The 25,240-nt window shown below is 61.8% G+C and carries 29 protein-coding genes; 11 read left to right on the forward strand and 18 right to left on the reverse strand.

Annotation, left to right across the window (positions count from 1 at the left end; all coding sequences use genetic code 11):
* Window positions 1-31: 31 nt before the first annotated feature.
* Window positions 32-934: a hypothetical protein gene (locus BLT42_RS05465; protein ID WP_091767986.1), complete on the forward strand. Its 903-nt coding sequence runs from the start codon at window positions 32-34 to the stop codon at window positions 932-934.
* A 10-nt stretch (window positions 935-944) separates the two neighbouring features.
* Here the strand turns inward: BLT42_RS05465 and BLT42_RS05470 are convergent, their stop codons facing one another.
* Window positions 945-2,675: a sensor histidine kinase gene (locus BLT42_RS05470; RefSeq protein ID WP_091767989.1), complete on the reverse strand. Its 1,731-nt coding sequence runs from the start codon at window positions 2,673-2,675 to the stop codon at window positions 945-947.
* A gap of 194 nt (window positions 2,676-2,869) precedes the next feature.
* Between BLT42_RS05470 and BLT42_RS05475 the strand changes: the two genes are divergently transcribed.
* The 3 genes from BLT42_RS05475 to BLT42_RS05485 all read left to right on the forward strand — a co-directional run bounded on the left by BLT42_RS05475 (window position 2,870) and on the right by BLT42_RS05485 (window position 4,862).
* Window positions 2,870-3,880, forward strand: a complete 1,011-nt coding sequence (locus tag BLT42_RS05475; RefSeq protein WP_091767992.1) for a hypothetical protein — start codon at window positions 2,870-2,872, stop codon at window positions 3,878-3,880.
* 206 nt (window positions 3,881-4,086) lie between these two features.
* Window positions 4,087-4,356, forward strand: a complete 270-nt coding sequence (locus BLT42_RS05480; protein WP_091767995.1) for a hypothetical protein — start codon at window positions 4,087-4,089, stop codon at window positions 4,354-4,356.
* Window positions 4,357-4,442: 86 nt separating this feature from the next.
* On the forward strand, window positions 4,443-4,862 hold the full coding sequence (locus BLT42_RS05485; RefSeq protein ID WP_091767998.1) for a SufE family protein: 420 nt from the start codon (window positions 4,443-4,445) through the stop codon (window positions 4,860-4,862).
* Here the strand turns inward: BLT42_RS05485 and BLT42_RS05490 are convergent.
* The 13 genes from BLT42_RS05490 to BLT42_RS05550 all read right to left on the reverse strand — a co-directional run bounded on the left by BLT42_RS05490 (window position 4,859) and on the right by BLT42_RS05550 (window position 15,074).
* A complete protein-coding gene (locus tag BLT42_RS05490; protein ID WP_091768001.1) occupies window positions 4,859-5,581 on the reverse strand; it encodes a DUF6456 domain-containing protein in 723 nt (240 codons plus the stop codon). The genes BLT42_RS05485 and BLT42_RS05490 overlap by 4 nt on opposite strands.
* Entirely contained in the window at window positions 5,581-5,922 is a 342-nt protein-coding gene (locus BLT42_RS05495) for a helix-turn-helix domain-containing protein (RefSeq protein WP_091768182.1), read from the reverse strand. Before BLT42_RS05495 ends, BLT42_RS05490 begins: the two co-directional genes overlap by 1 nt.
* Window positions 5,923-6,091: 169 nt before the next feature.
* Window positions 6,092-7,804, reverse strand: a complete 1,713-nt coding sequence (locus tag BLT42_RS05500; RefSeq protein WP_091768003.1) for a Na(+)/H(+) antiporter subunit D — start codon at window positions 7,802-7,804, stop codon at window positions 6,092-6,094.
* Window positions 7,797-8,102, reverse strand: a complete 306-nt coding sequence (locus tag BLT42_RS05505) for a hypothetical protein (RefSeq protein WP_091768005.1) — start codon at window positions 8,100-8,102, stop codon at window positions 7,797-7,799. Before BLT42_RS05505 ends, BLT42_RS05500 begins: the two co-directional genes overlap by 8 nt.
* Entirely contained in the window at window positions 8,099-9,577 is a 1,479-nt protein-coding gene (locus BLT42_RS05510; RefSeq protein ID WP_091768007.1) for a proton-conducting transporter transmembrane domain-containing protein, read from the reverse strand. The genes BLT42_RS05505 and BLT42_RS05510 overlap by 4 nt, the downstream gene beginning before the upstream one ends.
* A gap of 3 nt (window positions 9,578-9,580) precedes the next feature.
* The gene (locus tag BLT42_RS05515; RefSeq protein ID WP_091768010.1) at window positions 9,581-11,104 is read right to left on the reverse strand and encodes a monovalent cation/H+ antiporter subunit D family protein; all 1,524 of its coding nucleotides are present in this window, start codon (window positions 11,102-11,104) and stop codon (window positions 9,581-9,583) included.
* Window positions 11,104-11,529 carry a cation:proton antiporter subunit C gene (locus BLT42_RS05520; protein ID WP_091768012.1) on the reverse strand — a complete coding sequence of 142 codons (426 nt, stop codon included), beginning with the start codon at window positions 11,527-11,529 and terminating at the stop codon, window positions 11,104-11,106. The genes BLT42_RS05515 and BLT42_RS05520 overlap by 1 nt, the downstream gene beginning before the upstream one ends.
* Before the next feature lies 1 nt (window position 11,530).
* On the reverse strand, window positions 11,531-11,989 hold the full coding sequence (locus BLT42_RS05525) for a Na(+)/H(+) antiporter subunit B (RefSeq protein WP_176780266.1): 459 nt from the start codon (window positions 11,987-11,989) through the stop codon (window positions 11,531-11,533).
* Entirely contained in the window at window positions 11,986-12,624 is a 639-nt protein-coding gene (locus BLT42_RS05530; RefSeq protein WP_091768016.1) for a DUF4040 domain-containing protein, read from the reverse strand. Before BLT42_RS05530 ends, BLT42_RS05525 begins: the two co-directional genes overlap by 4 nt.
* Window positions 12,621-12,992, reverse strand: coding sequence for a monovalent cation/H(+) antiporter subunit G (mnhG, locus tag BLT42_RS05535; protein WP_091768018.1), 372 nt, complete (start codon window positions 12,990-12,992; stop codon window positions 12,621-12,623). Before mnhG ends, BLT42_RS05530 begins: the two co-directional genes overlap by 4 nt.
* Entirely contained in the window at window positions 12,989-13,306 is a 318-nt protein-coding gene (locus BLT42_RS05540; RefSeq protein WP_233342336.1) for an MrpF/PhaF family protein, read from the reverse strand. Before BLT42_RS05540 ends, mnhG begins: the two co-directional genes overlap by 4 nt.
* Complete coding sequence (locus BLT42_RS05545; protein ID WP_091768021.1) at window positions 13,306-13,809, reverse strand: Na+/H+ antiporter subunit E; 504 nt, start codon at window positions 13,807-13,809, stop codon at window positions 13,306-13,308. The genes BLT42_RS05540 and BLT42_RS05545 overlap by 1 nt, the downstream gene beginning before the upstream one ends.
* 173 nt (window positions 13,810-13,982) lie before the next feature.
* Window positions 13,983-15,074: a DUF2336 domain-containing protein gene (locus BLT42_RS05550; RefSeq protein WP_091768025.1), complete on the reverse strand. Its 1,092-nt coding sequence runs from the start codon at window positions 15,072-15,074 to the stop codon at window positions 13,983-13,985.
* Window positions 15,075-15,437: 363 nt separating this feature from the next.
* Here BLT42_RS05550 and rnk point away from each other — a divergent pair, with 363 nt between their 5' ends.
* Window positions 15,438-15,890: a nucleoside diphosphate kinase regulator gene (gene rnk, locus BLT42_RS05555; RefSeq protein WP_091768028.1), complete on the forward strand. Its 453-nt coding sequence runs from the start codon at window positions 15,438-15,440 to the stop codon at window positions 15,888-15,890.
* A 147-nt stretch (window positions 15,891-16,037) separates the two neighbouring features.
* A complete protein-coding gene (locus tag BLT42_RS05560) occupies window positions 16,038-16,712 on the forward strand; it encodes an aquaporin (protein ID WP_091768031.1) in 675 nt (224 codons plus the stop codon).
* 79 nt (window positions 16,713-16,791) lie between these two features.
* Here the strand turns inward: BLT42_RS05560 and BLT42_RS05565 are convergent, their stop codons facing one another.
* Entirely contained in the window at window positions 16,792-17,805 is a 1,014-nt protein-coding gene (locus BLT42_RS05565) for a zinc-binding alcohol dehydrogenase family protein (protein WP_091768034.1), read from the reverse strand.
* Between the two features lie 127 nt (window positions 17,806-17,932).
* Between BLT42_RS05565 and BLT42_RS05570 the strand changes: the two genes are divergently transcribed.
* From BLT42_RS05570 to BLT42_RS05580, 3 genes are all read left to right on the forward strand, one after another.
* Window positions 17,933-18,820, forward strand: coding sequence for a LysR family transcriptional regulator (locus BLT42_RS05570; RefSeq protein ID WP_091768038.1), 888 nt, complete (start codon window positions 17,933-17,935; stop codon window positions 18,818-18,820).
* A gap of 700 nt (window positions 18,821-19,520) precedes the next feature.
* On the forward strand, window positions 19,521-20,354 hold the full coding sequence (locus BLT42_RS15350; RefSeq protein WP_176780267.1) for a formylglycine-generating enzyme family protein: 834 nt from the start codon (window positions 19,521-19,523) through the stop codon (window positions 20,352-20,354).
* A 492-nt stretch (window positions 20,355-20,846) separates the two neighbouring features.
* Window positions 20,847-21,230 (forward strand): hypothetical protein, encoded by a 384-nt coding sequence (locus BLT42_RS05580; protein ID WP_091768044.1) that lies wholly within the window; start codon window positions 20,847-20,849, stop codon window positions 21,228-21,230.
* 549 nt (window positions 21,231-21,779) lie between these two features.
* Here the strand turns inward: BLT42_RS05580 and BLT42_RS05585 are convergent.
* From BLT42_RS05585 to BLT42_RS05595, 3 genes are all read right to left on the reverse strand, one after another.
* Window positions 21,780-22,010: a hypothetical protein gene (locus BLT42_RS05585; RefSeq protein WP_091768048.1), complete on the reverse strand. Its 231-nt coding sequence runs from the start codon at window positions 22,008-22,010 to the stop codon at window positions 21,780-21,782.
* Between the two features lie 167 nt (window positions 22,011-22,177).
* The gene (locus BLT42_RS05590; protein ID WP_233342338.1) at window positions 22,178-22,615 is read right to left on the reverse strand and encodes a hypothetical protein; all 438 of its coding nucleotides are present in this window, start codon (window positions 22,613-22,615) and stop codon (window positions 22,178-22,180) included.
* A gap of 275 nt (window positions 22,616-22,890) precedes the next feature.
* Window positions 22,891-23,322, reverse strand: a complete 432-nt coding sequence (locus tag BLT42_RS05595) for a hypothetical protein (RefSeq protein ID WP_091768054.1) — start codon at window positions 23,320-23,322, stop codon at window positions 22,891-22,893.
* Between the two features lie 154 nt (window positions 23,323-23,476).
* On the opposite strand from BLT42_RS05595, the gene BLT42_RS05600 reads away from it, so the two are divergent.
* Window positions 23,477-24,805, forward strand: coding sequence for an MFS transporter (locus BLT42_RS05600; RefSeq protein ID WP_233342339.1), 1,329 nt, complete (start codon window positions 23,477-23,479; stop codon window positions 24,803-24,805).
* Complete coding sequence (gene msrB, locus BLT42_RS05605) at window positions 24,789-25,187, forward strand: peptide-methionine (R)-S-oxide reductase MsrB (protein ID WP_091768191.1); 399 nt, start codon at window positions 24,789-24,791, stop codon at window positions 25,185-25,187. The genes BLT42_RS05600 and msrB overlap by 17 nt, the downstream gene beginning before the upstream one ends.
* The last annotated feature ends 53 nt before the right edge of the window (window positions 25,188-25,240 follow it).

Here is a 25,240-nt window from a genome sequence, read left to right on the forward strand (position 1 = left end):
CGTCATTTCTTCGAAGTTTCGGGGAAATGAGATGCGCTGTGCCTTCCATGCCTTGGCCTTGGGCCTGTTCGGCCTGACCGCCGCAGCCGGCGCCCAGGATGCCGATCTGATTTTCGGCGAGCGCACCGCAGCCCTGGCCATGGACGCCCATTGCGACCTGTTCACCGACCGCCAACGCGCCGCCCTCGACGCCGCACGGCTCCAGGCGCGAGGCGCCCTCCTGCGTAGCGGCATCGCCCCCGTTCAGATCCAGGCCTATGGCGATGAGATCGCTGCCGAGGCGCGGAGCCGGACTTGCGGATCCTCCGAGGTCCGGGCGATGCGTGACCGCGTGCTGACCGCCTTCGACGGCTATCTGCGCGTCGGCAATATGACCTTTCCGGGCATCGCATTTTCCTGGTTCGCCAATCGCCAGATTCTGACCGACGAGCCGGTCTGGGCCCTGCTCCAGGATACCGGCCGCATTCGTGTCGGGATAAGCCGGGTTGAAGGCGATATCAGCTTCACAATCGCCCTGCCCAATGGCGGCAACTACATTTCGGCCGTCCTGGTGATGCGCAACACCCAAAGCGCGCCCGACCTTTACGACCCGACAATGGGCGGCATGTTTGCCGGACCTGCCAATGCCAGCTGGGCTCAATGGACCCCACCGGAATATGCGCGGCAGCTCGTCTGGGCCAGCGATCAGATGAATGGGCAAGCGGCGGATGCCCTGGCGGGCGCACCGCAGGGCCATGTTTTCCGCTTCCCCCCTTCGGTGGTGCAGCAACTCGGCCGGCTCGACCCGCGCGAAACAGCCCGGATCGACCTGATGGACCGCAATGGTGAGCGGGTCGCATCCGATTATTTCGAGATTGGTGATTTCGCCGCTGCGGTCGCTTTCCTGCGCGCCGCGATCAGCGACACATCACAGATTGAGCTTCCAGAAAGCTAGGAGGCGGCGTTCAGCCAGCGGTCGCTACCAGGGACTGGGACGCTTCCTGGGCGCGCTCGATCTGCTGGTGCACGTCCAGCCGGCGCAGCGTATCCACCTGCCCCATCGCCTGGACCAGAACCGGCAGTGTCACCGTGATCGTCGTCCCGACGCCCTTGGCGCTGGCGATCGACATCGTGCCACCGTGCAGGCCTGCCAGCGCGCGAACCAGGGACAGACCAAGGCCGGTGCCACGGGTATCGACTTCGCGGGCACTGGACGCCTGACGATAAGGCTGGCCCAGCCGGGCTGCCTCATGCGGGTCGATCCCGACGCCGCTATCGCCCACTGCCAGCACCAGATCGGCGCCTGAAGCCCGTGCCATCACAACAACCGCGCCGCCTTCCGGCGTGAACTTCACCGCATTGGACAGCAGGTTCAGCATGATCTGGCGCAAGGCCTTGCGATCTGCATTCACCAGAATGGGTTGATCACCCGTTTCGACCGAAAGCGACAATCCCGCCTCTTCGGCCTGCAGGCGCATCATCTTGACGCTCAGCCCGACCACTTCGGATATGTCGAAATTTTCGCGCGAAAGATCATAGCTGTCGGCCTCGATCTTCGACATGTCGAGCACATCGCCAATCAATTCCATCAAGTGCTGGCCGCTCTCATGGATCAGGTCTGCATATTCGGCATAGCGCGCCGGCATTGGCCCGAAGAGGCGCGCCTTCATGACATCGGAAAAGCCGATGATCGCATTGAGCGGCGTGCGCAATTCATGACTGACGGAGGCGAGGAATTGCGACTTGGCGCGCGCCTCTTCAAGCGCGATGGCACGCGCTTCCTCGGCTTCGCGCAAGGCGTTCTCGGTCTCGACGCTGTGATCACGGGCGATCACAGACACTGAGCCGCCCTCGATCGGGCGTGCGTCAAACTTGACGCGTTCAGGATTGCCCTGCCCGCCGCGAATACTCAAAAGATCGGACAGTGGCCGTGCGGCGGCGCGGCGGGCCGCGCGGGCCAGTTCGGAGCGATCCTCATCGTCAAAGCCGAGATCGGCGATCGGGAGATTGGTCAGTTCGCGCGGCAGACCCGGTGAAAGCTCGCGCAGCCCCCTGGAGACGGCGAGGATATTGCCGTCATTATCACAGGCAAGAATAGCCGCCGGTGCCGCATCAAAGGCCCGCCCCCGGACGCGGCCATGTTCGGCTTCGCGGTTTGCCACATCATTGGCGCGGATCGACCGGATCGCGGCGCAGGCAAAGCCATAGGCAATCACCAGCACGACGCCGAGTATAAAGGGAAGATGATATTCGACCGCATTCGGCTGCGGGCGGATGAATTCGGTAAGTTGCAGACCGGTGATGATCACAGCGGCCAGGCCGGACATTGCGCCCGCCTTGACGATCGCATCCCGATCACCGCCCGCAGCGGCCATCGCCGGCGCCAGCAGGAAGGCGAGCACGCCAGTCCCCGTCACGCCGCCACCCGACAGCGCCACGATGGCCGCCAGCGATGTCCACAGCATGGCGAGCAGGAAGCGTTCAAAAGAACGGTCAAGACGGGGTGCGAGCACAAGCCCGGCAATGGCGGGAAATGCCACGCCCAGGAAGCCGGCAATTTTCAGCCATAACGGCCCATCGAGGATCGGCCAGATTTGCGGCAGGGCTGCAGCGACCGTTCCAATCCAGACAAGATTGGTAACGGGACCACCGCGGCGCGCGATCCAAGCAGCTATGTCTCGTTCAGGTTTCTGCATTTTTTCCCGTTGCGACTCAGCGCAAACCTCACGCCGTAATCTTTGCCTCCGACGTTAACAAATACTGAATCTTAAACTTATCCCGTTTACCGTTTCAGGCTGGAAAGCCTGTCTCAAATCTATGCATTTCAAGGCTTGGAGAGCGGGCGCGTCCGGGGCACACTGTCGGTTCACAGGGTTACGGAGGCTACCCGATGTTGATATCCATCCTTGCAGCGCTTGCTCTGACGACCGCGCTTGATGGTGACGGACAGGATGCCGTCACGGCTCAGCCCCCGGTGTTGCAGCTGGACGCGGTCGAGCCTGCACCGGCTGATCCGCTCCGCACCGCGGCCGGAGATTATGCAGCTTTCCACGGCGTCGTGGCGGATCTGCGCTCGGCACCGATCGGATCCGGCGCGGATCTCGATTCCGCGATGGATCGCCTGACGGCCTATTATGTTCATGACCGGCTGGTGCGGGCCTGGATTGCCTATACGGCGATGATTGCCGCCCAGCATCCCGAATATCTCGACGATGTCCGGGAGCTGGCCGATTATTACGGTGCCCAGGCCGCGATGTCGGGCCTGCTCTATGATCCGACCTATGCGATCAGCTTCACCCATGCCGATACCGCCGAGGCCTCGGTGGTTGACGCGCTCGAGCGCGACAGCGCCGGCATTCGTGAAGTCAGTGACCGTTACCGCGCGGCCGCCTACGACCTGCAGGCGACGCGCTGGGCCCAGGCGCGGGCCGGAGATCGCCGGGTGCGCCTCTCCGCGCTCGAAAATGCCGGCTCCGCACCAAGTGTACCCCTGAGCAATGAATTCCTCCTCTCGCTCGATACCGGGCTGGACGGCGTGGTCCCAGCGTCAGCCCTTTATGACCATCCGGAAATCGCGCGCATGGGTGCCTACGCCACGCCGCAGTTAACGCTGACCGTCGGCGATGCCGCGATTGATCCCGACCGCGACCGTATCGGGCGCATCCTCTCGGTTGCCGCCCTGCAGGCGATCTCCAATGATCCGAGCCAGTCTAGCGAGCTGGTCAACGCCCTGCTCTCCGACCCGGTCGTCGAGCGCTGCCTCACATGGGCCCGGCTGGATTTGCAACAATGCGTCGCGGCCGGCCATTTCAAGTATGAAGACAGCTTCTGCATTGCCGAGCACGCCCTGCTTGATGTCAGCCGCTGCCTCGGCGTTTCCGCCGCGACCGGCACCGACTGAGGCACCGCCCTCAGACCGTTAATGATTAACAAAAAGTGTACCGAACAGAGACACGATCAAATTTTAGATAAAAACCTTGCTCCAGTTTCGCACGCTGTTTCCGCTAAACCCCGGAATCGCGTGCAATAGCTGAAAACCTGCCCTAGCCTCGATCCTGCAATGAATGCCGGTACACCCCGGCAAGAAATATGGTGTGAGGTAGGTCGATGATGTTTTTTATACGTGCTGCGTTCTGGCTGGCGATTGTGTCAGTCTTCGTCCCGCGAGACTTTGCGGGCGATCCCATGGACCTGTCCTTCGATACCGCCTCGACACGCATTGATGCGGGTCAGGCCGTGGATAGCTGGTGCGTCGAGCGCGAGGCGCTCTGCGAAGCCGGGTCCGAAGCGGTCGAGCTCGGAGGCTTTCTTGCGGGCTTCGCCGCGACCCGACTCGAGACTGCGATCGAAGACCGCCAGCAGACCTCCAAGTCCTGATATCCCTGCCATGTCCGATCGCGGTGCGGCGCTGACCGCATCTACGGCTTGATCCTGTCCGCCGCGCGCCTTAACTCGTCGCTGTGATGACACAAACACCCATCCAGATTGAAATCGAGGAGCTGGTCGAGGAATTCGATCTGCTGGACGATTGGGAACAGCGCTATCGCTATCTCATCGATATGGGCAAGGCACTGCCGCCCCTGCCCGATGACCAGCGCACCGAAGCGAGCCGGGTTCAGGGCTGCGTCAGCCAGGTCTGGCTGATTGTCGAGCCCGCTGACGATGGCAGCCTGATCTTTCACGCTGACAGTGACGCCCATATCGTGCGCGGCCTTGCCGCACTCCTGCTGCGCCTCTACTCCGGACGCAGCCGGCAGGACATTCTCTCGGTCGATGCGCGAGAAGTCCTGGCGCGGATCGGCCTGTCCGAACACCTCTCCCCACAACGCTCCAATGGTCTGGCCTCGATGATCGGCCGGATCCGGGCCGCGGCAGAAGCCTAGACATTCAGGCCATAGTGCCGGGCCAATTGCTGGAGCGCCAGCTTCAGCACGGTCTTGCCGGAGCGCTGCGCCCAGCCGAAACGGCGTTCGACGGCCGCGAGGCTTTCCTCACGTATACACACCGCCACGACCAGCTGGTCCATGCCACTGCCCAGGGCATCGAGAGCATCCATCACGCGGTCCTTCGCGGCGATGGCCGCCAGCGAGGCCGACTCCGGCCCGCCGTGCCAGCCGGTCTGGCGGATTTCTGCCGCCAACGACCAGTTGCGCGTGGTGTGCTGGCGCAGGCTTGAGCGCGCATAGTCGGTGCAGAAACGCTCTGCGGCGGCGCGCTCTTGCGGTTCCAGTTGCACGGCCCAGCGCCCCGGCACATCCTCGCGAATATTGGTCCGGACCCGCTCCAGCCGGCCGCTCACCCCGAGGATTTCGCGATCATCCATGATGCGGTGCTGGGCCGCAAAACTGCCAGCCACGCCCCGTTTGATGGCCGCCCGTCCCGACTGGCCCAGTTCGATCCCATCGCGTGTCTGCTCGAGCATGCCGCTGGCCAGGGCCTGGCGCAGCTGGCCGGCATCGAGCCGCGCCAGGGGCCGGCGGCGTCGATCCCCGCCTGCGAACACGCCATAGCCACCGCCAGTGATACAGGGCCCCAGGGCCGCCCCCTGGCGTGACAGGCAGAGCAACCAGCGCGGAAGCGACCGGTCCTGCGCGGCGGGCATCAGTCCGGCTCCCCGGGACATGGCGCGGCCCGCAGGCAGGCTTCCAGCGCGTCCATATACTGATCGAAGCCACGGTCATCGCGCTGATCCTCGATACGGTGACAGGCATGCGCCGCGGTCGAGCGATCACGGCCGAAGGCCTGGGCGACCCGGGTCAGGGATAATTCAAAGGCGACATGGGCGAGATACATCGCGGCCTGACGGGCAAAGGCGGCCTCGCGCGAACGCCGGGTCGGCGCCTCGAGGTCGTCCTGCGTCACGCCAAAGGCATAGGCGACAGCACTCTGGGCCAGGCGGGCCCGGGCGGCATCGCTGCCGGTTCTGGTCATTGCTTGCGTCATCTTGCGCTCCCGGTGTTCACGAACCGGGACGCCATCCATCACGTCCCGGCCCGCCCATGCTAGGAGGGCTACACCCAGGCGGGGATAATATTCCTATTTGTGGCGCAATGGAAGAGCGCGCAACCCTTGCGTGTCGCGCGCTCTCTTCGACTAGTACTCGATTGAAATATCAGGTCGAAAAATACGCAATGATCAAGACGACTGCGAGCAATGCACTGGTCCAGATCGCGAGGACGCCACTGGGGATATCTCGGCTCAGGGCCCCAATAGGACTGAATACCTGATACAGCCGACCGCCAATTCCGCTCATCAAACGGCCCCAGGCATTACCCGCAGAGGCCGAAAGCCGATCGAGCATCAACCAGGTCCAGCGGGCCAGCCCGTCGCCCAGGCGGCGATAGACCCAGTCGGTATCGAGATTGACCGAACGCTTCTCTTCGGGATAGGCGCCGATCCGCAGCAAGACCGCGAAGGCGAAAATCGCCCCCATCAAGAGCTGCATCTGGCCGACAACATGGTCGAATGTATAGGGCTCATAGATCGAGTTCTGATACGGCAGAAGATCGTAGAGCTTGCCGTAATTGATACCGAGATAGACGCAGAGCAGCGCCCCCAGCCCCATCGCCATCAACATGTTGACCGGCGCTTCACGGACGCGATGGCCCCGGTCATGGCTGAAGAAGGCGAAGAACGGGATCTTGATCCCCGAATGTTCGAGCACCCCGGCAGAGGCAAAGACAAGGACAAGCCAGATCAGCCAGTTTCCGTCCTGGGCGACGGCCGCCAGGATCATGGATTTGGCGACAAAGCCCGAGAAGAGCGGGAAGGCCGAGATCGAGGCCGAGCCCACCAGGCAGAACACGGTCGTTGCCGGCATGGACTTGAACAGACCGCCCAGTTCCGACGCCTTGGCCGTACCGACCCGGTGCAGGACCGCGCCCATGCTCATGAACAGGAGGCCCTTGTAGAGGATGTGCACGAAGGCGTGCGCCGCAGCCCCGTTGATCGCCAGTTCCGTACCGATCCCGATACCGACCACCATGAAACCGAGCTGGTTGTTGAGCGAATAGGCCAACACCTTGCGCAGATCATTCTCCACTACGGCGAAGAAGACCGGGAAGATCGTCATGATGGCGCCGATATAGATCAGGCTGTCTTCGCCCGCGAAACCACGCGCCAGGGCGTAAACCGCCATCTTGGTGGTAAAGGCAGAAAGAATGACCGTGCCCACCACCGTCGCCTTGGGATAGGCGTCCTGCAGCCAGTTGTGCAGGAAGGGGAAGGCGCACTTGATGCCAAAGGCGATGAAGATCAGGAAACCGCCCGGCGTGTCCAGGCCAATATTATCGAAGGCCCAGCTTCCGGTCTCGCCGGCATGGATCACTGCACCGGTCAGCAGCAGGACGCCGGACAGGACATGGATCGCCAGATAGCGCAGCCCCGCCTTGGTGGCAGCCCGGTTGCGGGCGCTCCAGATCAGGAAGACCGAGGAGATTGCCGTCACTTCCCAGAACAGGAAGAGCGTCATCAGATCGCCGGCAAACACCGCGCCGAGTGCGCCACCGGCATAGATCAGCCCGGCGGCATCGGTCACACGGTCCTTCTCATGCAGGCCGTAGAGCCCGTTGAGAAAGGCGGCGATGATGAAGATCAGGCTCCAGATGCGGCTGATCTCGTCATAGCGCAGGGTTTCAAGGGTGAAACCACCGAACTCGATGACACCATAGGTTCCGATTTCCAGATTGAACCAGCACAGCCCGGCCAAGACCGGCGCGAACAGGGCCAGGCCCTTGCGCACAGTATTATTCGGGACAACCGCTGCAATCAGCCCGGCGATAATGATCGGCAGGGCTGGCGAGATATTGGCGAACAACTCACTCATCGCCAGCCTCCCCGTCCCAGTAGTTTTCGGCGCGGCCCAGGAATTGGCGGATCACGAACCAGCCTCCCATGACCGCGGCCACAAAGCTGATAAAGCCAGCCAGCACGTAGAAGCCGGGGGTCTGGGCGAAGTCGAGATATTCATGGCGCGGGTGGAAGAAATCCACCGCGCCCAGCGCGACCACCACAAGACCCAGCACCCAGACAACGCTGGACGCGAGCCATTTGGACTCAAGCCAGAGGAAAGGCCGTGCGATCGGATGGACCAGATCATCTTTTTTGGCGGGCTTCTGGCTCATAGCACTGTCTCGACAATCGCGACCGGCTCAAACACGGGCAGGAGGTAATCCCGCAGCGGGCCGATCAGGAAGAACAGGATGATGACGCCGGCAGCCGTGATCACTGGCGGCAGGATCACCAGCATGGGTGCCGGTTTCTTCAGCTTGGCCTCTTCAGGCGGCTCGAAATAAGCCCGCGCCGAAAGCGGCAGGAGATAGGCGATATTGAGCAGGGAGGAGGCGATCAGCGCCGTTGCGAGAACGACCTGGCCCGCCTCGAAAGTGCCCTGCATCAGGAAGAGTTTGGGCCACATCCCGGCCAGTGGCGGCAGGCCGATAATCGACAGGGCCCCCACGGTATAGGCACCGAACAACCACGGCATATGCCGGCCAAGGCCGCGCATTTGCGAGATATTGGTCTTCTTGGTCGCCGTATAGATCGCACCGGCGCTCATGAAGAGCGTGATCTTGGCCCAGGCATGCATGACGATCTGCAAGGCACCGCCCAGCATGGCCAGGGGAGAGCCCAGCATCACCGCCAGGGTGACATAGGAGAGCTGGCTGATGGTCGAATAGGCCAGCCGTGCCTTGAGATTATCCTTGGTCAGGGCAATCAGCGAGGCAAGAACGATCGAGCCGGCCGCGATCCAGGCCAGCGGCTGGGAGGTCGGGGTGGCCGCGATCAGTGCAGGGCCGAAGATATAGGTGCCCACCTTGAGCATCGCGAAGACGCCGGCCTTCACGACGGCAACCGCGTGCAGGAAAGCGGAAACCGGCGTCGGCGCCACCATGGCATTGGGCAACCAGGCATGGACCGGCATCAGCGCCGCCTTGCCGATCCCGAAGGCAAACATGACCAGCAGGATGCCGGCAATCATCGGCGTGACATCGTTCAGCGCGAGCAGGCCACCGGCAACGAAATTGGTCGAACCGGCCAGGAATTGCGTCGCGATGATGGCAGGCAGGAGCAGGCCGATCGAGGTGCCGAGCAGAATGGTCAGATAGATGCGGCCGCCGCGCCGCGCTGCGGCATCGCCCTTATGGGTCACCAGCGGATAGGTCGACAGGGTGAGCACTTCGTAGAAGACGAACATCGTCAACAGATTGCCCGACAATGCGACGCCCATCGCGCCAGCGATGGCGATACAGAAACAGACATAGAAACGCGTCTGGTTCTTCTCGTTATTGCCGCGCATATAGCCGATTGAATACAGCGAATTGACCAGCCACAGCCCGCTCGCCACCGCGGCGAACAGGGCACCGAGCGGCTCGAGCTTGAAGGCCAGCTCCAGCCCGGGCGCTATCGATGCCAGGATCAGAGTCGGCTGGCTGGGCGCAATCTCGACGAGATAGGCGATATTGAGGGCCAGCAGGACGCCGGAGACCAGGGTCGCACCCTCGCGCCAATTGGGGCGATTGCCCAGCAGCGCCACCATGACGCCGCCAAGGGCGGGAATGGCCAGGGCCAGGGCCAGGGCGAGTTCGGGAGTCCACATGATCTAGCGCCCTCCCATTACGGCTTCGGCTGCGGCATTCGCCAGATGGACCAGCGGATCCGCATTGAAGAAGAAATACACATTGGCCAGGGCCAGGATCGACATTGGAACCACAACCGCCCAGGGCGCGGTGCTGGCCGCAATAGCCTTGCCCTGGTGGCTTGGCGGCTCTTCCATCCAGATCGCCATCAACATCCGGCCGACATAGACCAGTGCCAGCAGCGATGAGGCGATCAACGCCGCAACCGCCCACCACCAGTCGCGGTCGAGCGCGGCGAGGATGAGATACCATTTCGAGGTGAAGCCGACCGTCAACGGCACGCCGACCAGCGACAGACCGGAAATCGTGAAGGCACTGGCGGAAACCGGCATCGTGCGCCCAAGCCCGTTGAGGCTGGCGATGCTGCGAACGCCGAATTTGAGGGCGAAGGCGCCAAGCGCCATGAAGAGCGCGCCCTTCATCATTGCATGGTTCATCAGATGCAGCATACCGGCCGACAGGCCCGCCTTCGTGCCCATGCCGAGGCCGAGCATCATATAGCCGACCTGGGCGACCGAGGAATAAGCCAGCACGCGCCGCGGATCGGTCTGGAAGATCGCCTGTGCCGAGGCCACGATCATGCCGACCGTGCCAAGCACCGCGAATATCCAGGTGAAGGAGGCCGCCACGAAGGTGACTTCCGGATGGAAAATCGAGAACAGGAAGCGGATCAGAACGTAAAAGGCCACTTTCGTCGCGGTCGAGGCGAGGAAGGCGGTGACGAAGTTCGGCGCGAAGGCATAGGCATTCGGCAGCCAGACATGCAGCGGGAACATCGCCGCTTTCAGCCCGAGGCCGACGACAATGAAGGCAAAGGCCGCTTCGGTGACGCGGCTATGGCCATCCTCCGCCAGCACGCGCGCGATATCGACCATGTTGAGCGTGCCGGTCGCCATGTAGAGGAAACCGACGCCGATCACGAAGAAGGTCGCGCCGATCGTGCCGAGGATGAGGTAATTATACGAAGCCGTCAGCGCCCGGCGATCCTTGCCGCCGCCCATCGCGACAAGCGCATAGGTCGAGAGCGACGAGACTTCCAGGAACACGAAGACATTGAAGGCATCGCCGGTGATCGTGACGCCCAACAGACCCGTAAAACAAACCAGGAAGGCGGAATAGAACATCGGCTGTTTGCCGGGCTCGATCTCGTCGGCCACGCTGGGCAGGGCGTAGATCGTGCAGAGCAGGCCGACAAAGCCGACCAGAAGCAGGATGGGAACATTGAGGGCATCGACGCGGTATTCAATGCCGAGCGGCGGAGCCCAGCCACCGAGATGATAGCTGACGCTGCCAGCCTGAGAGACTTCGCCAAGCAGGACCAGCGCGAGAATCGCGACCAGGAAGGCGGCGAGAAGGGAAATCGCCCAGGCTATCCGCCCGCTCGGCATCAGCGCGGCAATCGGCGCCAAAATCAGCGGTATGACAACCAGCAGAACTGGTGCATGCGCGGCAATTCCCGCAGGCAGGAGATGAGCCAGAATATCCATTACCCAGCCGCTCCCGTATCACGCGAATAGTCCGCCGCGTTCAGCGCTTCGTCCTCGATGGAGCCATAGGCCTCGCGAATTCGCACCACCAGGGCGAGCCCGACGGCGAGGGTTGCGACGCCGACGACGATCGCGGTGAGGATCAGCACATGTGGCAGCGGGTTGGAATAAAGCACCGCCTCGGCCGCACCATGACCGGCGGCCGCAGCGCCATGATCGTCGCCATGCGCGTCAGCGATGATCGGCGGCTGGCCACCAAACACTTTCGCAAGCGTGATGTAGAGCAGGAAGACCGAGGTCTGGAACAGGGAAAGCCCGACCAGACGTTTGACCAGATTGCCGGTTGCGAACACGACATAAAGCCCCGTCATCATCAGGATGATGATCGGGATATAGTTGAAACGTTCCAGGAGGATATCAAGCATTTTACCAGTCCTCGTCCGGCAGGTCCGGGATCCGTCCGGCGAAGGCGTAGAAAATCGCCAGCATCACCGATGAGACCGTGAACAGGACGCCAAGCTCGATCAGCAGAATGCCGTAATGCTGTCCGGTATGATGGCTCTGATCAGGGTGCAAGGCGTCGTAATCGAGAAAATTGACCGGCTCGCCGGCACCATTCATCAGCAGGGTCGCAACCCCGACGCCGGCGAACAGCAGAACGCCGGCGGCCATCAGATAACGCACGGCCGCCGGGGGGACGGCGCGGCGCGCCTCTTCCATCCCGAAGATCAACGCGTAGAGGATGACACCAACGGCAACGATCACGCCAGCCTGGAAGCCGCCACCCGGACCGAAATCACCGTGGAATTGCACGTAAAAACCAAACACCACGATGATCGGAATCAGGAGTTTGGAAACAACGCGGAGGATCAGGTGCGGGCTCATGATGCGCCCTCCTCTTTGACCGGCTTGGCCGGCTTGCCAGCCTTGGGTGCCCGGGCAGCGGGAGCCGCCTTGGCCGCAGGCTTGCCCTTCGGTTCACGCTTGCGGCCACCAAAGCCGAGCAGAAGGATCACACCGAGTCCGGCCGTGAAGATCACGACAGTCTCGCCGAGCGTATCGAAGCCGCGATAGCTGGACAGCACCGCCGTCACGATATTCGGGACTGCGATGTCATGGGGTGTCTGCTCGAGATAGTCGCGGCCGACATAGGCATTGGCAACTGACTCCGCGTCGCCATAGACCGGCATATCGGGCACGGCGTAGAGCAGCGCGGCCCCTGCTGCGACGACCACAGCCAGTGCGGCCCAATGGCGCTGCGGCTTGCTGGGTTCGGCTTCACGCGCCGTCAGCAGCATCGCCGCCAGCAGCAATACGGTAGAAATCCCGGCGCCAACGGCGGCCTCTGTGAAGGCGACATCAACCGCATCGAGCGAGACAAACCAGGCCGCGCAAAGCAGGCTGTAGACGCCCATCAGCATCACGACCGCGAACAGATTGCGCAGGCGGACAATGGCGAAGGCAACCGCCAGGAGCATGCCGATCAGGGCATAGTCGAGATATTGGGTCAGATCGGTCATGCCTTGCCCTCCTCATCGGCCAGATCGCGCGGATGCGACGGCTTGAAGTGCGCCAGGTCCGGCTTGTGGCCGGCCCGATGGGCGGCATTGGCGACGGCATGGGTCGCGGTCGGACTGGTCAGGAAGAGCAGAAGGCCGACGAGGGCGAGCTTGGCCATGGTCTGCCAGTCTCCCGCCTGCAGGATCAGACCGAGGATGACCAGTTCGGCACCGAGCGTGTCGGTGACACCCGCTGCATGCATGCGCGTATAGAAATCGGGCAGACGGATAACGCCGATCGCGCCGGCCAGAACGAAAACCAGGCCTGCCGACATCGACGCGACACTGATAGCAAATAACAGATGATGCCAGATCTCGGCGCCGCTCATGCCTCGTCCTCCCCGTCGACGGCCCGTCTCAGGGACATCTGGGCCAGGGAGATCTCCAGCGAGCGATAGCGGAAGAATTTGAGGATCGCGATGGTCGCGACGAAATTGATCAGGGCATAGAGCATGGCGATGTCGATCGCATCCTGGCGCCCGGACAAGGCACTGAACACAAGCAGGAAAAGGATGGTTTTGGTGCCGAAGGAATTGGCCGCCAGGACGCGGTCATACAGCGTCGGCCCGGCAAACAGGCGCGCCAGCATAATCGCCATGGCGCAGGCCATGCCCAGCGCCATGATGAAATTGAACATGTCCATCAGAGCACCTTCCGTTTGCCATCGGATGCCAGATCCGAACGCGCGCCCATCTCGGCGAAACCGGCCGGATCGGTGAAGCTGGTATCGAGGGCGTGAATCAGGAACCCGTCTTCCTCGACATCAATCGTCACGGTGCCGGGGGTCAGGGTGATGGAATTGGCGAAAACGGCGTGACCCAGCCCGGAGCGTTGCTCGGCTGGAACGCGGACCAGTCGCGGCTCGACGTCGATTTCCGGCTTCATCACCAGCTTCACAACCGCCAGATTGGCCGCCAGGATTTCGCGGCCCAGCCAGATCCAGTACATCGCAAGCGGCAAGGCCGGCAGGATCGGAACGGTCTCGCGATCAAGGATCCGCATCCGCGCAGTCAACGCGACCGTTGCCACCACGCTCAACACGCCAAAACCGATGACCAGAGGATAATCGCCCGACAGCGTGTACTGACCCGAAAGCGTCAGCCAGAGCAGGACAAGTACGGCCGTCAAACCGACGCTATAGGTCATGAAAACTCCCCGCACGCATTTGCCTTAGCCCCGGGTTTTAACCCGAGATTCCGGCCTTGGCCAGACAAGCCGGGCGGCAATCGCAGATCATCGCCCATGCGCGAAGACGACGGCGGGATTTCGCCTGTGACGCGAAATATCGGGTGGGACTTGCAAGGCTTGCGCAACGCGCCTCAGCGCTTGTCGCCATCCTCGACCGAGAGGTTCCAGTAGCGCAGGACAGTCTGGGCCTTCTCCACCGACAGGCTGTCATGAACCTTGCGCGCCAGCTCGACCGATTCATCCTGGACATGGCGGCCAAGGCCAGTCCACAAACCGTGAAAACTGGGCCATTTCAGCCCCGTCGCCTTACACAGGATGGCCAGCGGTTCGCCCGCCATATCATCCATCATCCGCAAGAGCAGCCGCTTGTGAATGGCCGCGAGGGTGGCGATTTCCTCGACGATCACCGCTTGCCCGCCCTCGGCGGCAAACGCATCGATCGCCCCTTCGAGCGAACCATAGGGGCTCAGCTCGGCGGCCTCGCGATTGCGTTGACGCCGGTCAATATAGCGCAGGACGCGCGTGACCAGCGGGTCATCCCCGTCTTCCGCAGAGACCATCGGAAAGATGTCTTCGGTTGAATCGATCAGGATGGTGCGGTCGACCGCAAAACGTTCGAGAATCTGGACGCGCTCTGGATGCTCGCAATCCCAGAACAGGCGGAAAGCCTGGGACGGCCGCAATTCGGGACGCCGGATCAACAGGCGCGCATAGCGCATCTCGTCCTGCGCCGCCCCGACCAGGCGATCCAGGGTCGGCGCGGCCAGGGCGGTAGTCTGGTTCTTCAGCACACATTCGACCACCGGAGCCTCGCCGGCAGCGACCAGGGCTGCTGAAATGATCTCGCTGATATTCTCGCGCCGTGCGATCGCCATGCGATGCTGCAGACTTCCGGACTGGACGATCTCGAGCAGATCGAAATCGGTCAGCGCCCGGGATTCCTCGAGGATTGGCTGGGCAATTTCATACCGGTCGCAGGCGAGAACGCGCAGGAGTCGGCCCGGCGCCTCGAGCAAACCGGCCAGTCGGCGTGCGCAACGCTGCCGTACGGGCACATCGCTGGCTCGGAGGATATCATACAGGAGATCAGCCACGATCCAGCGTTCGCGGGGCGTCAGGCGGCTCGATGGCAGACCGACAATATCGGTCAGCCGGCGCGCCAGCACATTGCGCGCGCGCCGCGGCGCTTCATCGATCAGCTCAAAGGGTTCGGCATTTGCCATCCCGACCGGTCCATTCCATCTCGTGTCCGGCTCCACCATGGCCCGGTCGTGTTAATGAATAGTGCTCTGGCAGGCGCTGGCCAGCTTGACATTGCAGGTGCGAAGGCAGACCTTCACAACCATGAACATGACCAAACACCGGCTTCCAACTTCTTACAGGGCGTGTCCGATCGCGGGCATCTGACCCTCGGCCCGGTCGCGTCGCGCCCCGGTCGAGGGGTATAGGCTGGCGTTTCGCAATGCGCTTCAAGCATTGCCGATGACCCGGCCCGATACGCGGCACATCTTCCACAAAACAATTATCCGACCGTAGCGACGCCCAAGGCGCGCGTGCGGCCCTGATGCTCAAGAGGAGGTCAGCCAATGGCTCCCGCCACAAAACGTAAACTCAAGCCTGCCATCACCTTGACCCGTTCCGATCATGAACGCTTGTGGAGACTGGCCGAATCCCTGCCCGACACCGCCGCCAATGTTGCCGAGCCGCTGCTCGTCGAGCTCGATCGGGCTCGCGTCGTCGCCGACAACAAGCTCGCCGCGAAAACCGTGCGCATGGGCTCGACCCTGTGCTTCACCAGCGAGCTGGGCGAGGACAAGACCGTCACCCTGGTCTTCCCGGGCGAAGCGGATATTGCCGCCAACAAGATCTCGATCCTCACCCCGATCGGGGCCGCCCTGATCGGCCTGTCCGCAGGGCAGACGATTGACTGGACCGCACGGGACGGGCGCGTACGCCGCCTCACCGTGAAGAGCGTCACCCAGCCCGGCGAGGCCGTCAGCGCCCCGGATGCGGCCGTCGCGGCGGCGCAGGCATCGTGAACGCGCCCGGACGGGCGGGGTATCCAGCGGCGCGCCCGCCCTCGCTGATGGATACCCCGCCCGCCATTTTATTCGCGCTTTCAACGCGCAACCGCCTGCACTAACCTCCCCGCTTCGCCATCCGGCGACTTGTCTGGGGAGACACTCATGAAAAAATTGATTGCCGAATTCATCGGCACATTCGCACTCGTGCTGTTCGGTTGCGGTGCCGCCGTGCTGGCCGGTGCAGAAATTGGCCAGTTGGGCATCGCCCTCGCCTTCGGCCTCGCCATCGTCGCCATGGCCTATGGCATCGGCCCGATTTCCGGTTGCCACGTCAATCCGGCCGTCAGTTTCGGTGTCTTTCTCGCCGGGCGGATGGAGATGAAGGACATGCTCGGCTATTGGGTCGCGCAAACATTTGGTGCCATTGCGGCTGCGGCCCTGCTGATGTTCCTGCTGTCCAATAGCGCGGGCGGTTTTGCCGGCAATCTCGGGCAGAATGGCTGGGGACCGGGTTATCTCGGGGAATATTCCATGGTCGCCGCCCTCGTGTTCGAGATCGTGATGACCTTCCTCTTCGTCGTCGTCATTCTCGGCGTTACCGGACCGGGTGGCGATGCCGCCCTCGCCGGGCTCGCGATCGGCCTGACCCTGGCCGTGATCCACATCACCGGCATCCAGGTGACCGGTGTTTCGGTTAATCCGGCCCGCTCGATCGGACCGGCCCTGCTCGCCGGCGGCGCCGCCATAGGCCAGCTCTGGCTCTTCATCGTCGCGCCCCTGATCGGTGCGGCCCTGGCTGGCTTCGCCGTCAAGATGAAGCTGATCGCCGCAGACTGATCGCGGCAAACATGACCCGCCAGCCGGCGCTAAAAAGGCGCCGGCTGGCTGTGGTCAGCGAAGTTTCCAGCCCCCGCCTCTAAAACCCTTCAAGCACCAGCTTGCCCTTGGCCTTGCCGCTTTCCAGGATTGCATGGGCGCGCTTGAGATTTTCGGCATTGACCAGGCCGAGCGTCTGCGTGGCGGTGGATTTGATCTTGCCGGCATCGAGCAGGGCCGCGACCTCGGTCAGGATCTCGCCCTGGCGCGCGATATCGGGCGTGGTGAAAAGGGAGCGGGTGAACATCAACTCCCAATGGATCGAGATTGCCTTGGCCTTGAAGGGTCTGATGTCGAAATGCTCGGGATCATCGATCAGGCCGAAACGGCCCTGCGGCGCGATAAATTCGGAGATTTGCGAGACATAGCTGTCGGAATAATTGGTCGAGAAGACGAAGGACGGCGCACCAATCCCGAGGGCCTCGATCTGGGCGGCCAAAGGCTGGGAATGGTCGATGGCGTGATGGGCGCCCAGCGATTTGACCCAGGCTTGCGTCTCCGCCCGTGAGGCGGTGGCGATGACGGTGAGGTCCGTCAGGGCGCGCAAGAGCTGGATCGCGATCGAGCCGACACCGCCGGCGCCGCCAATGATGACAATCGCCTTTGCCGCGCCGGGCACCGCATCATTGACGCGCAAGCGGTCGAACAGCATTTCATGCGCCGTCAGCGCGGTCAGTGGCAGGGCCGCCGCTTCGGCATGGCTCGCCGAGACCGGGGCGCGGCCGACAATGCGGGCATCAACGAGATGATATTCGGCATTGGTGCCGGGCCGGTTGATCGCACCGGCATACCAGACCTGGTCGCCCGGCTTGAAACCGCTGACCTGGTCACCCGCCTCGACGACTTCGCCGACGGCGTCCCAGCCAAGGATTTCCGGCGCATCACCGGCAGGCGCCCGGGCGGCGCGAATTTTGACGTCAACAGGATTGACGGAGACGGCAGCAACCTTGACCAGAAGGTCATGGCCGCTCGCTGCCGGGCGTTCGATCTGCAGGTCGATCAGGGATTGCGCATCTTCGATCGGGAGGGATTTCTTGTAGCCGACGGCTTTCATGGCGTGTGTCCTTGGGTCCGGGGGGCGGGTCATGGCGCTCGCTCCTTTTGGTTTGTGAGGATGAGATAACCCCTCGCAAACTTCGGATAAACGACCTAAAACGGAAATAACAATCCGGATAATCCGTATAATGCTCGACAATATCGCCCTATTCCTGCTCATCGTCGAAAAGGGCAGCCTGACCGCCGCCGGCCGCGAGGCCGGGCTGTCGCCGACCACCGTGTCGGAACGGCTCGCGGCGCTCGAAGCGCATTACGGCGTCGTCCTGCTCAACCGCACGACCCGGGCGATCAGCCTGACCGAAGAAGGCCGCACCCTGATCGAGGGCGCCAAGCGGGTGCTGGGCGAGGTCGAGGATCTCGACAGCCGGATCCGCTTTGGGGCGCAAAACCTCTCGGGCCCGATCCGCCTCAGCGCGCCCAGTGATCTGGGCCGCAATCTCGTCTCGGACGCGGTCTCGAGCTTCCTGGCCAAACATCCCGGCATCACGGTCGAGCTCCTGCTGAGCGACAGCTATATCGACATTGTCGGCCAGGGCATTGATATCGCCGTACGCTTCGGCGAGATCATCGACAGCACGCTGCGCAGCCGGCAGCTCAAGGCCCGGCGACGGGTGATCTGCGCCGCGCCAGCCTATATCCAGGCCCATGGCGCGCCGAAGAAACCGGTCGATCTGAAGAGCCATAATTGTCTGCTGATGCGCTTCGGCGGCAATCTCGACAATCTCTGGCGGCTCAGCGCCAACGGGGTGAAGCAGATCGTCACCGTGCGCGGCGATCGGGTCGCCAATGACGGCGCCCTGGTGCATCAATGGGCCCTCGAGGGCCATGGCATCGCGCTGAAATCCGAACTCGATATCGCCCCCGACCTCCAGGCCGGCCGCCTCGTCGAACTCCTCCCCGACTACGCCCCGCCCCCCAGCCCGGTCCAGCTCCTCCTCCCCCCCGGCCGCACCCAGCCCCGCCGCGTCCGCGCGCTGACGGATCATCTGGCGCAGGCGATTGATGGCGCTTGAGGAGGGTGGGAGTGGGGGCGGCAACATGCCCGTCATCGGTTGAAAGGAAAGACTTGCTCAGAAAGTCCGCCCGAGCGCTCAAGGCCCCGCCAGGAATCAACAATGGAAGCCTCGCGCCCGGTTAGTCAGGCACCCAAGCCCAGGATGAGGAGCATCCAACCATATTGACGTTTGGAATCCATACCTCGCTCCTTACCTATTCTTCGTCCGCGAAAAAACGGGGACACTCACCACTTCGTGCCGCGAGAATCCCGTCCAGCAAACCGGCCCGAGCGGCCAGGCCCCGCCTTGAAAACCATGCCTGCATCCGGCCAGACTGGACTTGTCTCGTCAAGGGTCCTGACCGCGCAGCGGCGCTCCCGCGCCCTTGACGAGACACGTCCAGTCTGGCGCCCTGCTTGGCAAGGGTTTCAGGGATGGCTCTACCCGGCGCGGACGCGTTTTGAAGGAGATCGCGGCTCTCAAGAATTTCGGTGCTGGAAAATGGCGTGTGTCCCCGTTTTTTTGCGGGAGCGGTAAGGGGGCGTGGCGTTTGGCGCGGCTGGTTTTTTTGGGGAAACCGGATGCGATTTCAGCGGGTTGAAAAAATGTGTGCAACTGGAGATTTTTGGTTGTGCGGGCGGGAAGTGCGTTTAGGGTGGGGTGGAGATTGGGGGATGGAATGCGGTATTGGGAAAGTCTCATTTTTTTGAACATCGTTATGCTGGGTCTGACCGCCTGTTCGGGCAGTGACAGCAGCGCGCTTGCGTGCACCGATTGCCCCTCGTTTGTCGAGATTCCCGCTGGCGAGATGATGTTGGGTTCCGAGCCCGGTCCCGACGACTCTGATGGCTCGATACTCTCCAGACAGAGCTACTCTATCTCAGCACCGTTCTATGCCTCACGCTATGAAATTACGCACTCAGATTGGCGTGCGTGTCGGGACGCGGGTGTTTGTCCGGAGTCACGAGTTGGCCTGCGTATCAGATTTTGGGACCGCTTCTTCACACCCGATGAACGTGTGCCAATCACAATGCTCACGATGGGTGAGATCCAGCTCTATATCGGGTGGTTGTCTGCCCGGACCGGATTGAATTGCCGCCTGCCGACTGAATTCGAGTGGGAATACATGGCTAGAGCCGGTTCGACCGACGAATTCCATTTCGGGCCAGCCTCGACCTATCGTGACGCCAACTTTGACGATTTGGCAACTTGCTATCCTGAAGTCCCCGGCGAGCGTTGCCGACCCGATCCTGCTGCCGACGCGAGGGATTACCGCAATTGGCTCCGGTCCGTCGGGTCATATTCTCCGAATGCGTGGGGCTTGTACGATATTCACGGGAACGCAAGTGAGCTCACAAGTTCTTGCTCGACCGGGCCAGGTTCGGAGGCGCGCTCTGTAGCGTCAACCGATTGCGAGTATTTTGTCGTACGTGGTGGTAGTTTTGTCTCACCCGCTAGACTTTCGCGCCTTTCATCGAGGGGCGCACTCGCAAAAGGCACCTTGGATCATGTCTGGTTGGGGTTTCGACTTATCTGTGACGCAAAAATTTGAAAAACTGGGGACACACGCAATTTATCCCTAATAATACCCGCAAGGGTTGTAATTTGAGGGGCGCATGCTAGTCTGACGGCTATGGCTCGCCAGGCGCGCATCGTACTTCCCGGCTATCCGAATAAATGGTGACAGGCACCAATTCTGACCGCCCGGCCATCCTCGTCGGGATGGATGGGGGCAGAGCGGCGTGCGGATCAGGCCAGCGCGGGGCCAGAGCCCGCCCTGAAAACCATGCCGGGATCCGGCCAGGCTGGACTTATCGAGTCAAGGGTCCTGACCGCGCAGCGGCGCTTCGCGCCCTTGACTCGATAAGTCCAGCCTGGCGCCCTGCTTGGCAAGGGTTTCAGGGATCGCTCTGCCGGTGCGGGCCGGGCGGGATGGGGAATTCGATTGATATTATTGATGCTTGGCCCTCCACAATGGGTGCCTGTCACCATTTATTTGTGGACGATGACGGGATATTGCACCAGGTATACGGAGATGCCTGTAATGAATAGGATTTCATTTGTTTTGATTGGCTGTGTCGTTACATTCTTGTCTGGGATATTTTTATTGTCTTTCAAAAATAACGACCCTTACCCTGTAAGTCTTGAGCAACTGCAGAATTACCGCCGTTTTCACGACTTTGCGGGTCGATCTGTATTGGCGGCAGGTGTGTTGACGTACGATGGCGGCGCATTTTTCTTGTCAGACGAGATAGATGGACATCACTGGGTTATTGAAATCGACTTGGAAGATGCGGATATGCGCCAGTGCATGTTACAAATGGTTGGAATGAATTTCGTAATCGTGACTGGAGACTTTTTGGCCAATGCTCGGTTGGAAAATATAGAACAGGTGACTGGCGGAGGGATTGCGTGTTTCGCGAACTGAGAATTCGGAAAAATTTGGGACAGGCGGCAAATATTAGTGGTGACAGCTTGGATTCAACCGGGCGGCGCAACGGTCCTGACAGAAATGGATGGTGACAGGCACCCATTAATCCGGCCGGTCAGATCGCCACGCGTGCGACCTCCAATGACGCCAATGCCTGGGACAGGCATGTCAATCTGGACCTGCTCTACGGAAAAAAAGCGGGGACACTCATCATTTCGTGCCGCGAGAATCCAGTCCAGCAAACCGGCCCGAGCGGCCAGGCCCCGCCGTGAAAACCATGCCTGCATCCGGCCAGACTGGACTTGTCTCGTCAAGGGTCCTGACCGCGCAGCGGCGCTTCGCGCCCTTGACGAGACAAGTCCAGTCTGGCGCCCTGCTTGGCAAGGGTTTCAGGGCTCGCTCTGCCCGGCGCGGACGCGTTTTGAAGGAGATCGCGCCTTTCAAGAATTTGGGTGCTGGAAAATGGCGTGTGTCCCCGTTTATTCTTGTAAGTCGGTATTATTGATACTTGGCTTGAAGAAATGGGTGCCTGTCACCATTTATTCATCAACGCAAACAATGCGGCCATTCTTCGAGCACCCATTGCGATTTCTCGATGCCGAAATCCTCTTCGCCAACAAGCATTGCTATATCTAGGGTGTCTTGCAATTCATCGCGGTAGGAGACGGTCTCGTCACCCCGAAGGAAGAACACATAGAATCCCTCGGGCCACTCTTCGATTCGTAAGGTCGTCTTCGTCCCGTTTTTGTAGACTGATGCAGTGTAACCAAGTTTCATTAATCGTCCTCACGGAATTCATAGCGATGTTGATCGCCCGGGAAAAAACTGGGACACTCACCGTTAAATTTGATGATATGCCCGTTAATTCAGCTGTTTAGAAGCACCAAAATGGTGTGTATCCCCGCTTTTTCCCGCCCATTTTTTCCAACGACTGCAACCCACCGCTAATGGCTTTTTCCTAGTCGCAGAATGGACACCGCAGGAACGCTTGCCTGCGCGTCGCCCGAACATAACCCCGGCACAACGGCTTGCCCGGAAACCTCAACCAGGACATCGAGTGCATCCTCATTCACGGACCAACGTGCCTGACGAACGTCCTGAACCTGTTGATCGGTCAACGGGACATTGAGGCAACGCCCGTAGCTCGACCCAGACCCCTGGAATACCAACAAATACTCGCCCGGCCACAACCGAACCGTCACATTTGACAGCCAAACCTGAGCACCATTCTCTACGTCGACGCCCCATTCCACAAAATCTTGGTAAGTCTCGATCACCTCATTGTTTTGGCCCATCCTCTGCGCATCATTCGAACCCACGCACGCTGTGAGAACCATGGCCAATACGAAAGCGCCTGTTAGTCGAATAACGAGTCCAGTCATCGACATGCCCTCTGCTGACCATCGGTCCCATCTAGAGCCGGATTCGCATTCATAGCATCGGAGGAGATGAGTGCCTGTCACCATTTAGGGGTCACCATTTGGGCGATTGATGGCGCTTGAGGGGCGGCGGGACATGCTCCGGCGTCCAGCCGGTGCGTGTCCCGACTTGCTGCGAGCGCGAGTGCCGGTGTTGGTGCATCACCCAAGTCGGGACACGCACCCGTTTCAGAGAAACGGGATCATGTCCCGTGTGCCACGCTAATCGCAGCCGCCCCTCACCGCCCCACCATCTTCAGCAACGCGTCCCGGTCCAGCCAGGCCAGCACCAGCGACAGTGCGAAGAAGGGCACCGCCATCATGAACAGCATCGGGCTGAACTCATAGCCGCCGCCGGGCGCGAAGGCGACGGGGGCGTTGATGCCGAGCCAGGGGGAGAGGTGGAAGACGAGGGCGCCGCCGGTGGCCCCGGCGGAGATCAGGGCACCGAGGCCGCGCAGGCGGCCGGTGAAGGTGGCGAGCAGGATGAGTGCGGCGGCGGCGATTTCGCTGACACCGACGACGAGGCGGATCACCGGCTCGAATAATTCAATGCCCGAATTCGCCGCGATATAGGCGAAGACCGGGTTGGCGGCGCCGAATTTCTGCACCCCCATGAAAAGCAGGAAGGCGGCGACAAGGATACCGAGGATGGCGGGAAGATATTTCATGTCATTCGCTCCAGACAGTGCGGAAGAGTTGGGTCATATCGCCCGGGAGTGGTTCGAGAAAACTTGCTTCAAGCCAGCATGTTGCTAGACAGTCCATGATGCCAGTCACATTCACGCACCATAACAGTGATATAATCGTGATCGCCGTTGCAACTTGATTGAAGCTGTACCCTTGCCCCTGTTCGACACCCTCGCCCGCAACCGGAAGCTCCGGCTTCCGCCCTTCGGAGCCTATCTGGCATTGGTGGCCTGCTGGTTCTTCAGCTTCGGACTGCAAACCACCCTGTTTCCCGGCGTCATCACCTTCACCCTCGGCGAAAGCCCGGAAAGGCTGGGCATTGCCCAGGCGGCCCTGACGGCACCGATGATGTTGCTGCTGCCACTGGCCGGCGTCCTGGCCGAACGCCGCGACCGGCGCGGCATCCTGTTCTACTTCTATATCTTTGCCGGACTGAGCGCGCTGGCCCTGGCCGGCCTGCTCTTCACCGACCGGCTGTCCTATTGGGCGATGGTGGGCTTTGCCCTGCTGATCGGCGTCGCCGGCGGTTTCGTGATGCCGGCCCGCGACAGCGCCATCAATCCGGTCGTGCGCATCACCGGCCAGACGCGCCATGGCAGCGTCGACCTGCAACGCGCCGTCGTCCTGACCTCGACGGTGCAATTCGCCTCGCAGATCGCCGGCATGGGGGTTGGCTATTTCGCGGCCTGGACCGGGCCGGCGGCCTTGTTTGCGCTGCAGGGTTTCGGCCTGATCATGGGCGGTGTCGCCGCCGCCTTCATGCCGCGCCTGGCGTCCAATCGCGGCCGCTCCACCGCCCACCCGCTGGCCGATCTGGTCGATGGCTGGCGCGCCGTGGTGCATTCGCCGGTGCTGATGCCGATGACGGCGATCATGGTCGCGATCGGCTTTCTCGTCGTCGGCGGCGGTTTCCTGGTGCTGATCCCGCTGCTGATCCGCGAGACCTATGGCGGCGGTTTCCAGGAAATTGCCAGCCTGATGGTGTGTTTCTGGCTCGGCGCCCTGGCGGCCAATATCGCCCTGGTCAAGTTTCGCCAGATCGAGCGGCCGGGCCGCGCCGTGGTGCTGGCACAATGCGTCACCGTGCTGGCGCTCGGGGCCTTTGCCCTGCCGATGCCTTTGTGGACGCTGTATCTGCTGGTCTTCTTCTGGGGCCTTGGCGCCGGTGTCGCCATTTCGCTGAGCCGTTCGGTGGTACAGGAACAGGCGCCCCCGGCCAAGCTGGCGCGGGTGATGTCGGTCTATCAGCTTGGCCTGTTCGGCGGCATGCCGGCCGGCGCTGTCATCATGGGTTTTGTTGTCGGCGCCACCGGGCCACACATTGCCGCGCTGATCCCGATGGGCGGGCTGGCGCTGGTCTTGCTGGTCATAAGCCTCACAACCCCCATATTATCAGTCAGACGCGGTGGTCATACCATCGTGACCGCAACTGGCGAGGAAATCGACAATGCCCCGGCTGAATGAAGCAGAGATTGCGCGCCTGCGCGACGCGCTCGACGCCACCACCGAGGCCATCGCCTTCGCCGAAGGCACCGAGCCGCCCTTCTCCCACCCGCTCAATGACGAAAAACGGCCCGGGACCTATCATTGCGCCGTCTGCGGCGAGGCCGCCTTTGCTGCGGCGCATAAATACGAGTCCGGTTCCGGCTGGCCGTCCTTCTGGCAACCGGCCACTCCGGACGCGGTCGAGACCAAGACAGACTACAAGCTGCGCTATCCGCGCATCGAGATTCACTGCGCCAATTGCGGCGCCCATATGGGCCATGTCTTTTCTGACGGCCCGCCACCGACCGGCCAGCGCTATTGTACCAATGGCGGCGTGCTGGATTTCAAGCCGGATGCGTAGCAGAACCGGTGGCTAACGCTAAACCAACGGGTAACCAGGGGGGAATAATGACA

This window comes from Maricaulis salignorans (assembly GCF_900103475.1).
GTDB classification, from domain to species: domain Bacteria; phylum Pseudomonadota; class Alphaproteobacteria; order Caulobacterales; family Maricaulaceae; genus Maricaulis; species Maricaulis salignorans.

Coding starts and splice junctions, on each gene's coding strand:
- BLT42_RS05465 (WP_091767986.1), top strand. CDS start 32: ATGCGCTGTGCCTTCCATGCCTTGGCCTTGGGCCTGTTCGGCCTGACC.
- BLT42_RS05470 (WP_091767989.1), bottom strand. CDS start 2,675: ATGCAGAAACCTGAACGAGACATAGCTGCTTGGATCGCGCGCCGCGGT.
- BLT42_RS05475 (WP_091767992.1), top strand. CDS start 2,870: ATGTTGATATCCATCCTTGCAGCGCTTGCTCTGACGACCGCGCTTGAT.
- BLT42_RS05480 (WP_091767995.1), top strand. CDS start 4,087: ATGATGTTTTTTATACGTGCTGCGTTCTGGCTGGCGATTGTGTCAGTC.
- BLT42_RS05485 (WP_091767998.1), top strand. CDS start 4,443: ATGACACAAACACCCATCCAGATTGAAATCGAGGAGCTGGTCGAGGAA.
- BLT42_RS05490 (WP_091768001.1), bottom strand. CDS start 5,581: ATGCCCGCCGCGCAGGACCGGTCGCTTCCGCGCTGGTTGCTCTGCCTG.
- BLT42_RS05495 (WP_091768182.1), bottom strand. CDS start 5,922: ATGACGCAAGCAATGACCAGAACCGGCAGCGATGCCGCCCGGGCCCGC.
- BLT42_RS05500 (WP_091768003.1), bottom strand. CDS start 7,804: ATGAGTGAGTTGTTCGCCAATATCTCGCCAGCCCTGCCGATCATTATC.
- BLT42_RS05505 (WP_091768005.1), bottom strand. CDS start 8,102: ATGAGCCAGAAGCCCGCCAAAAAAGATGATCTGGTCCATCCGATCGCA.
- BLT42_RS05510 (WP_091768007.1), bottom strand. CDS start 9,577: ATGTGGACTCCCGAACTCGCCCTGGCCCTGGCCCTGGCCATTCCCGCC.
- BLT42_RS05515 (WP_091768010.1), bottom strand. CDS start 11,104: ATGGATATTCTGGCTCATCTCCTGCCTGCGGGAATTGCCGCGCATGCA.
- BLT42_RS05520 (WP_091768012.1), bottom strand. CDS start 11,529: ATGCTTGATATCCTCCTGGAACGTTTCAACTATATCCCGATCATCATC.
- BLT42_RS05525 (WP_176780266.1), bottom strand. CDS start 11,989: ATGAGCCCGCACCTGATCCTCCGCGTTGTTTCCAAACTCCTGATTCCG.
- BLT42_RS05530 (WP_091768016.1), bottom strand. CDS start 12,624: ATGACCGATCTGACCCAATATCTCGACTATGCCCTGATCGGCATGCTC.
- mnhG (WP_091768018.1), bottom strand. CDS start 12,992: ATGAGCGGCGCCGAGATCTGGCATCATCTGTTATTTGCTATCAGTGTC.
- BLT42_RS05540 (WP_233342336.1), bottom strand. CDS start 13,306: ATGGACATGTTCAATTTCATCATGGCGCTGGGCATGGCCTGCGCCATG.
- BLT42_RS05545 (WP_091768021.1), bottom strand. CDS start 13,809: ATGACCTATAGCGTCGGTTTGACGGCCGTACTTGTCCTGCTCTGGCTG.
- BLT42_RS05550 (WP_091768025.1), bottom strand. CDS start 15,074: ATGGCAAATGCCGAACCCTTTGAGCTGATCGATGAAGCGCCGCGGCGC.
- rnk (WP_091768028.1), top strand. CDS start 15,438: ATGGCTCCCGCCACAAAACGTAAACTCAAGCCTGCCATCACCTTGACC.
- BLT42_RS05560 (WP_091768031.1), top strand. CDS start 16,038: ATGAAAAAATTGATTGCCGAATTCATCGGCACATTCGCACTCGTGCTG.
- BLT42_RS05565 (WP_091768034.1), bottom strand. CDS start 17,805: ATGAAAGCCGTCGGCTACAAGAAATCCCTCCCGATCGAAGATGCGCAA.
- BLT42_RS15350 (WP_176780267.1), top strand. CDS start 19,521: ATGCTGGGTCTGACCGCCTGTTCGGGCAGTGACAGCAGCGCGCTTGCG.
- BLT42_RS05580 (WP_091768044.1), top strand. CDS start 20,847: ATGAATAGGATTTCATTTGTTTTGATTGGCTGTGTCGTTACATTCTTG.
- BLT42_RS05585 (WP_091768048.1), bottom strand. CDS start 22,010: ATGAAACTTGGTTACACTGCATCAGTCTACAAAAACGGGACGAAGACG.
- BLT42_RS05590 (WP_233342338.1), bottom strand. CDS start 22,615: ATGACTGGACTCGTTATTCGACTAACAGGCGCTTTCGTATTGGCCATG.
- BLT42_RS05595 (WP_091768054.1), bottom strand. CDS start 23,322: ATGAAATATCTTCCCGCCATCCTCGGTATCCTTGTCGCCGCCTTCCTG.
- msrB (WP_091768191.1), top strand. CDS start 24,789: ATGCCCCGGCTGAATGAAGCAGAGATTGCGCGCCTGCGCGACGCGCTC.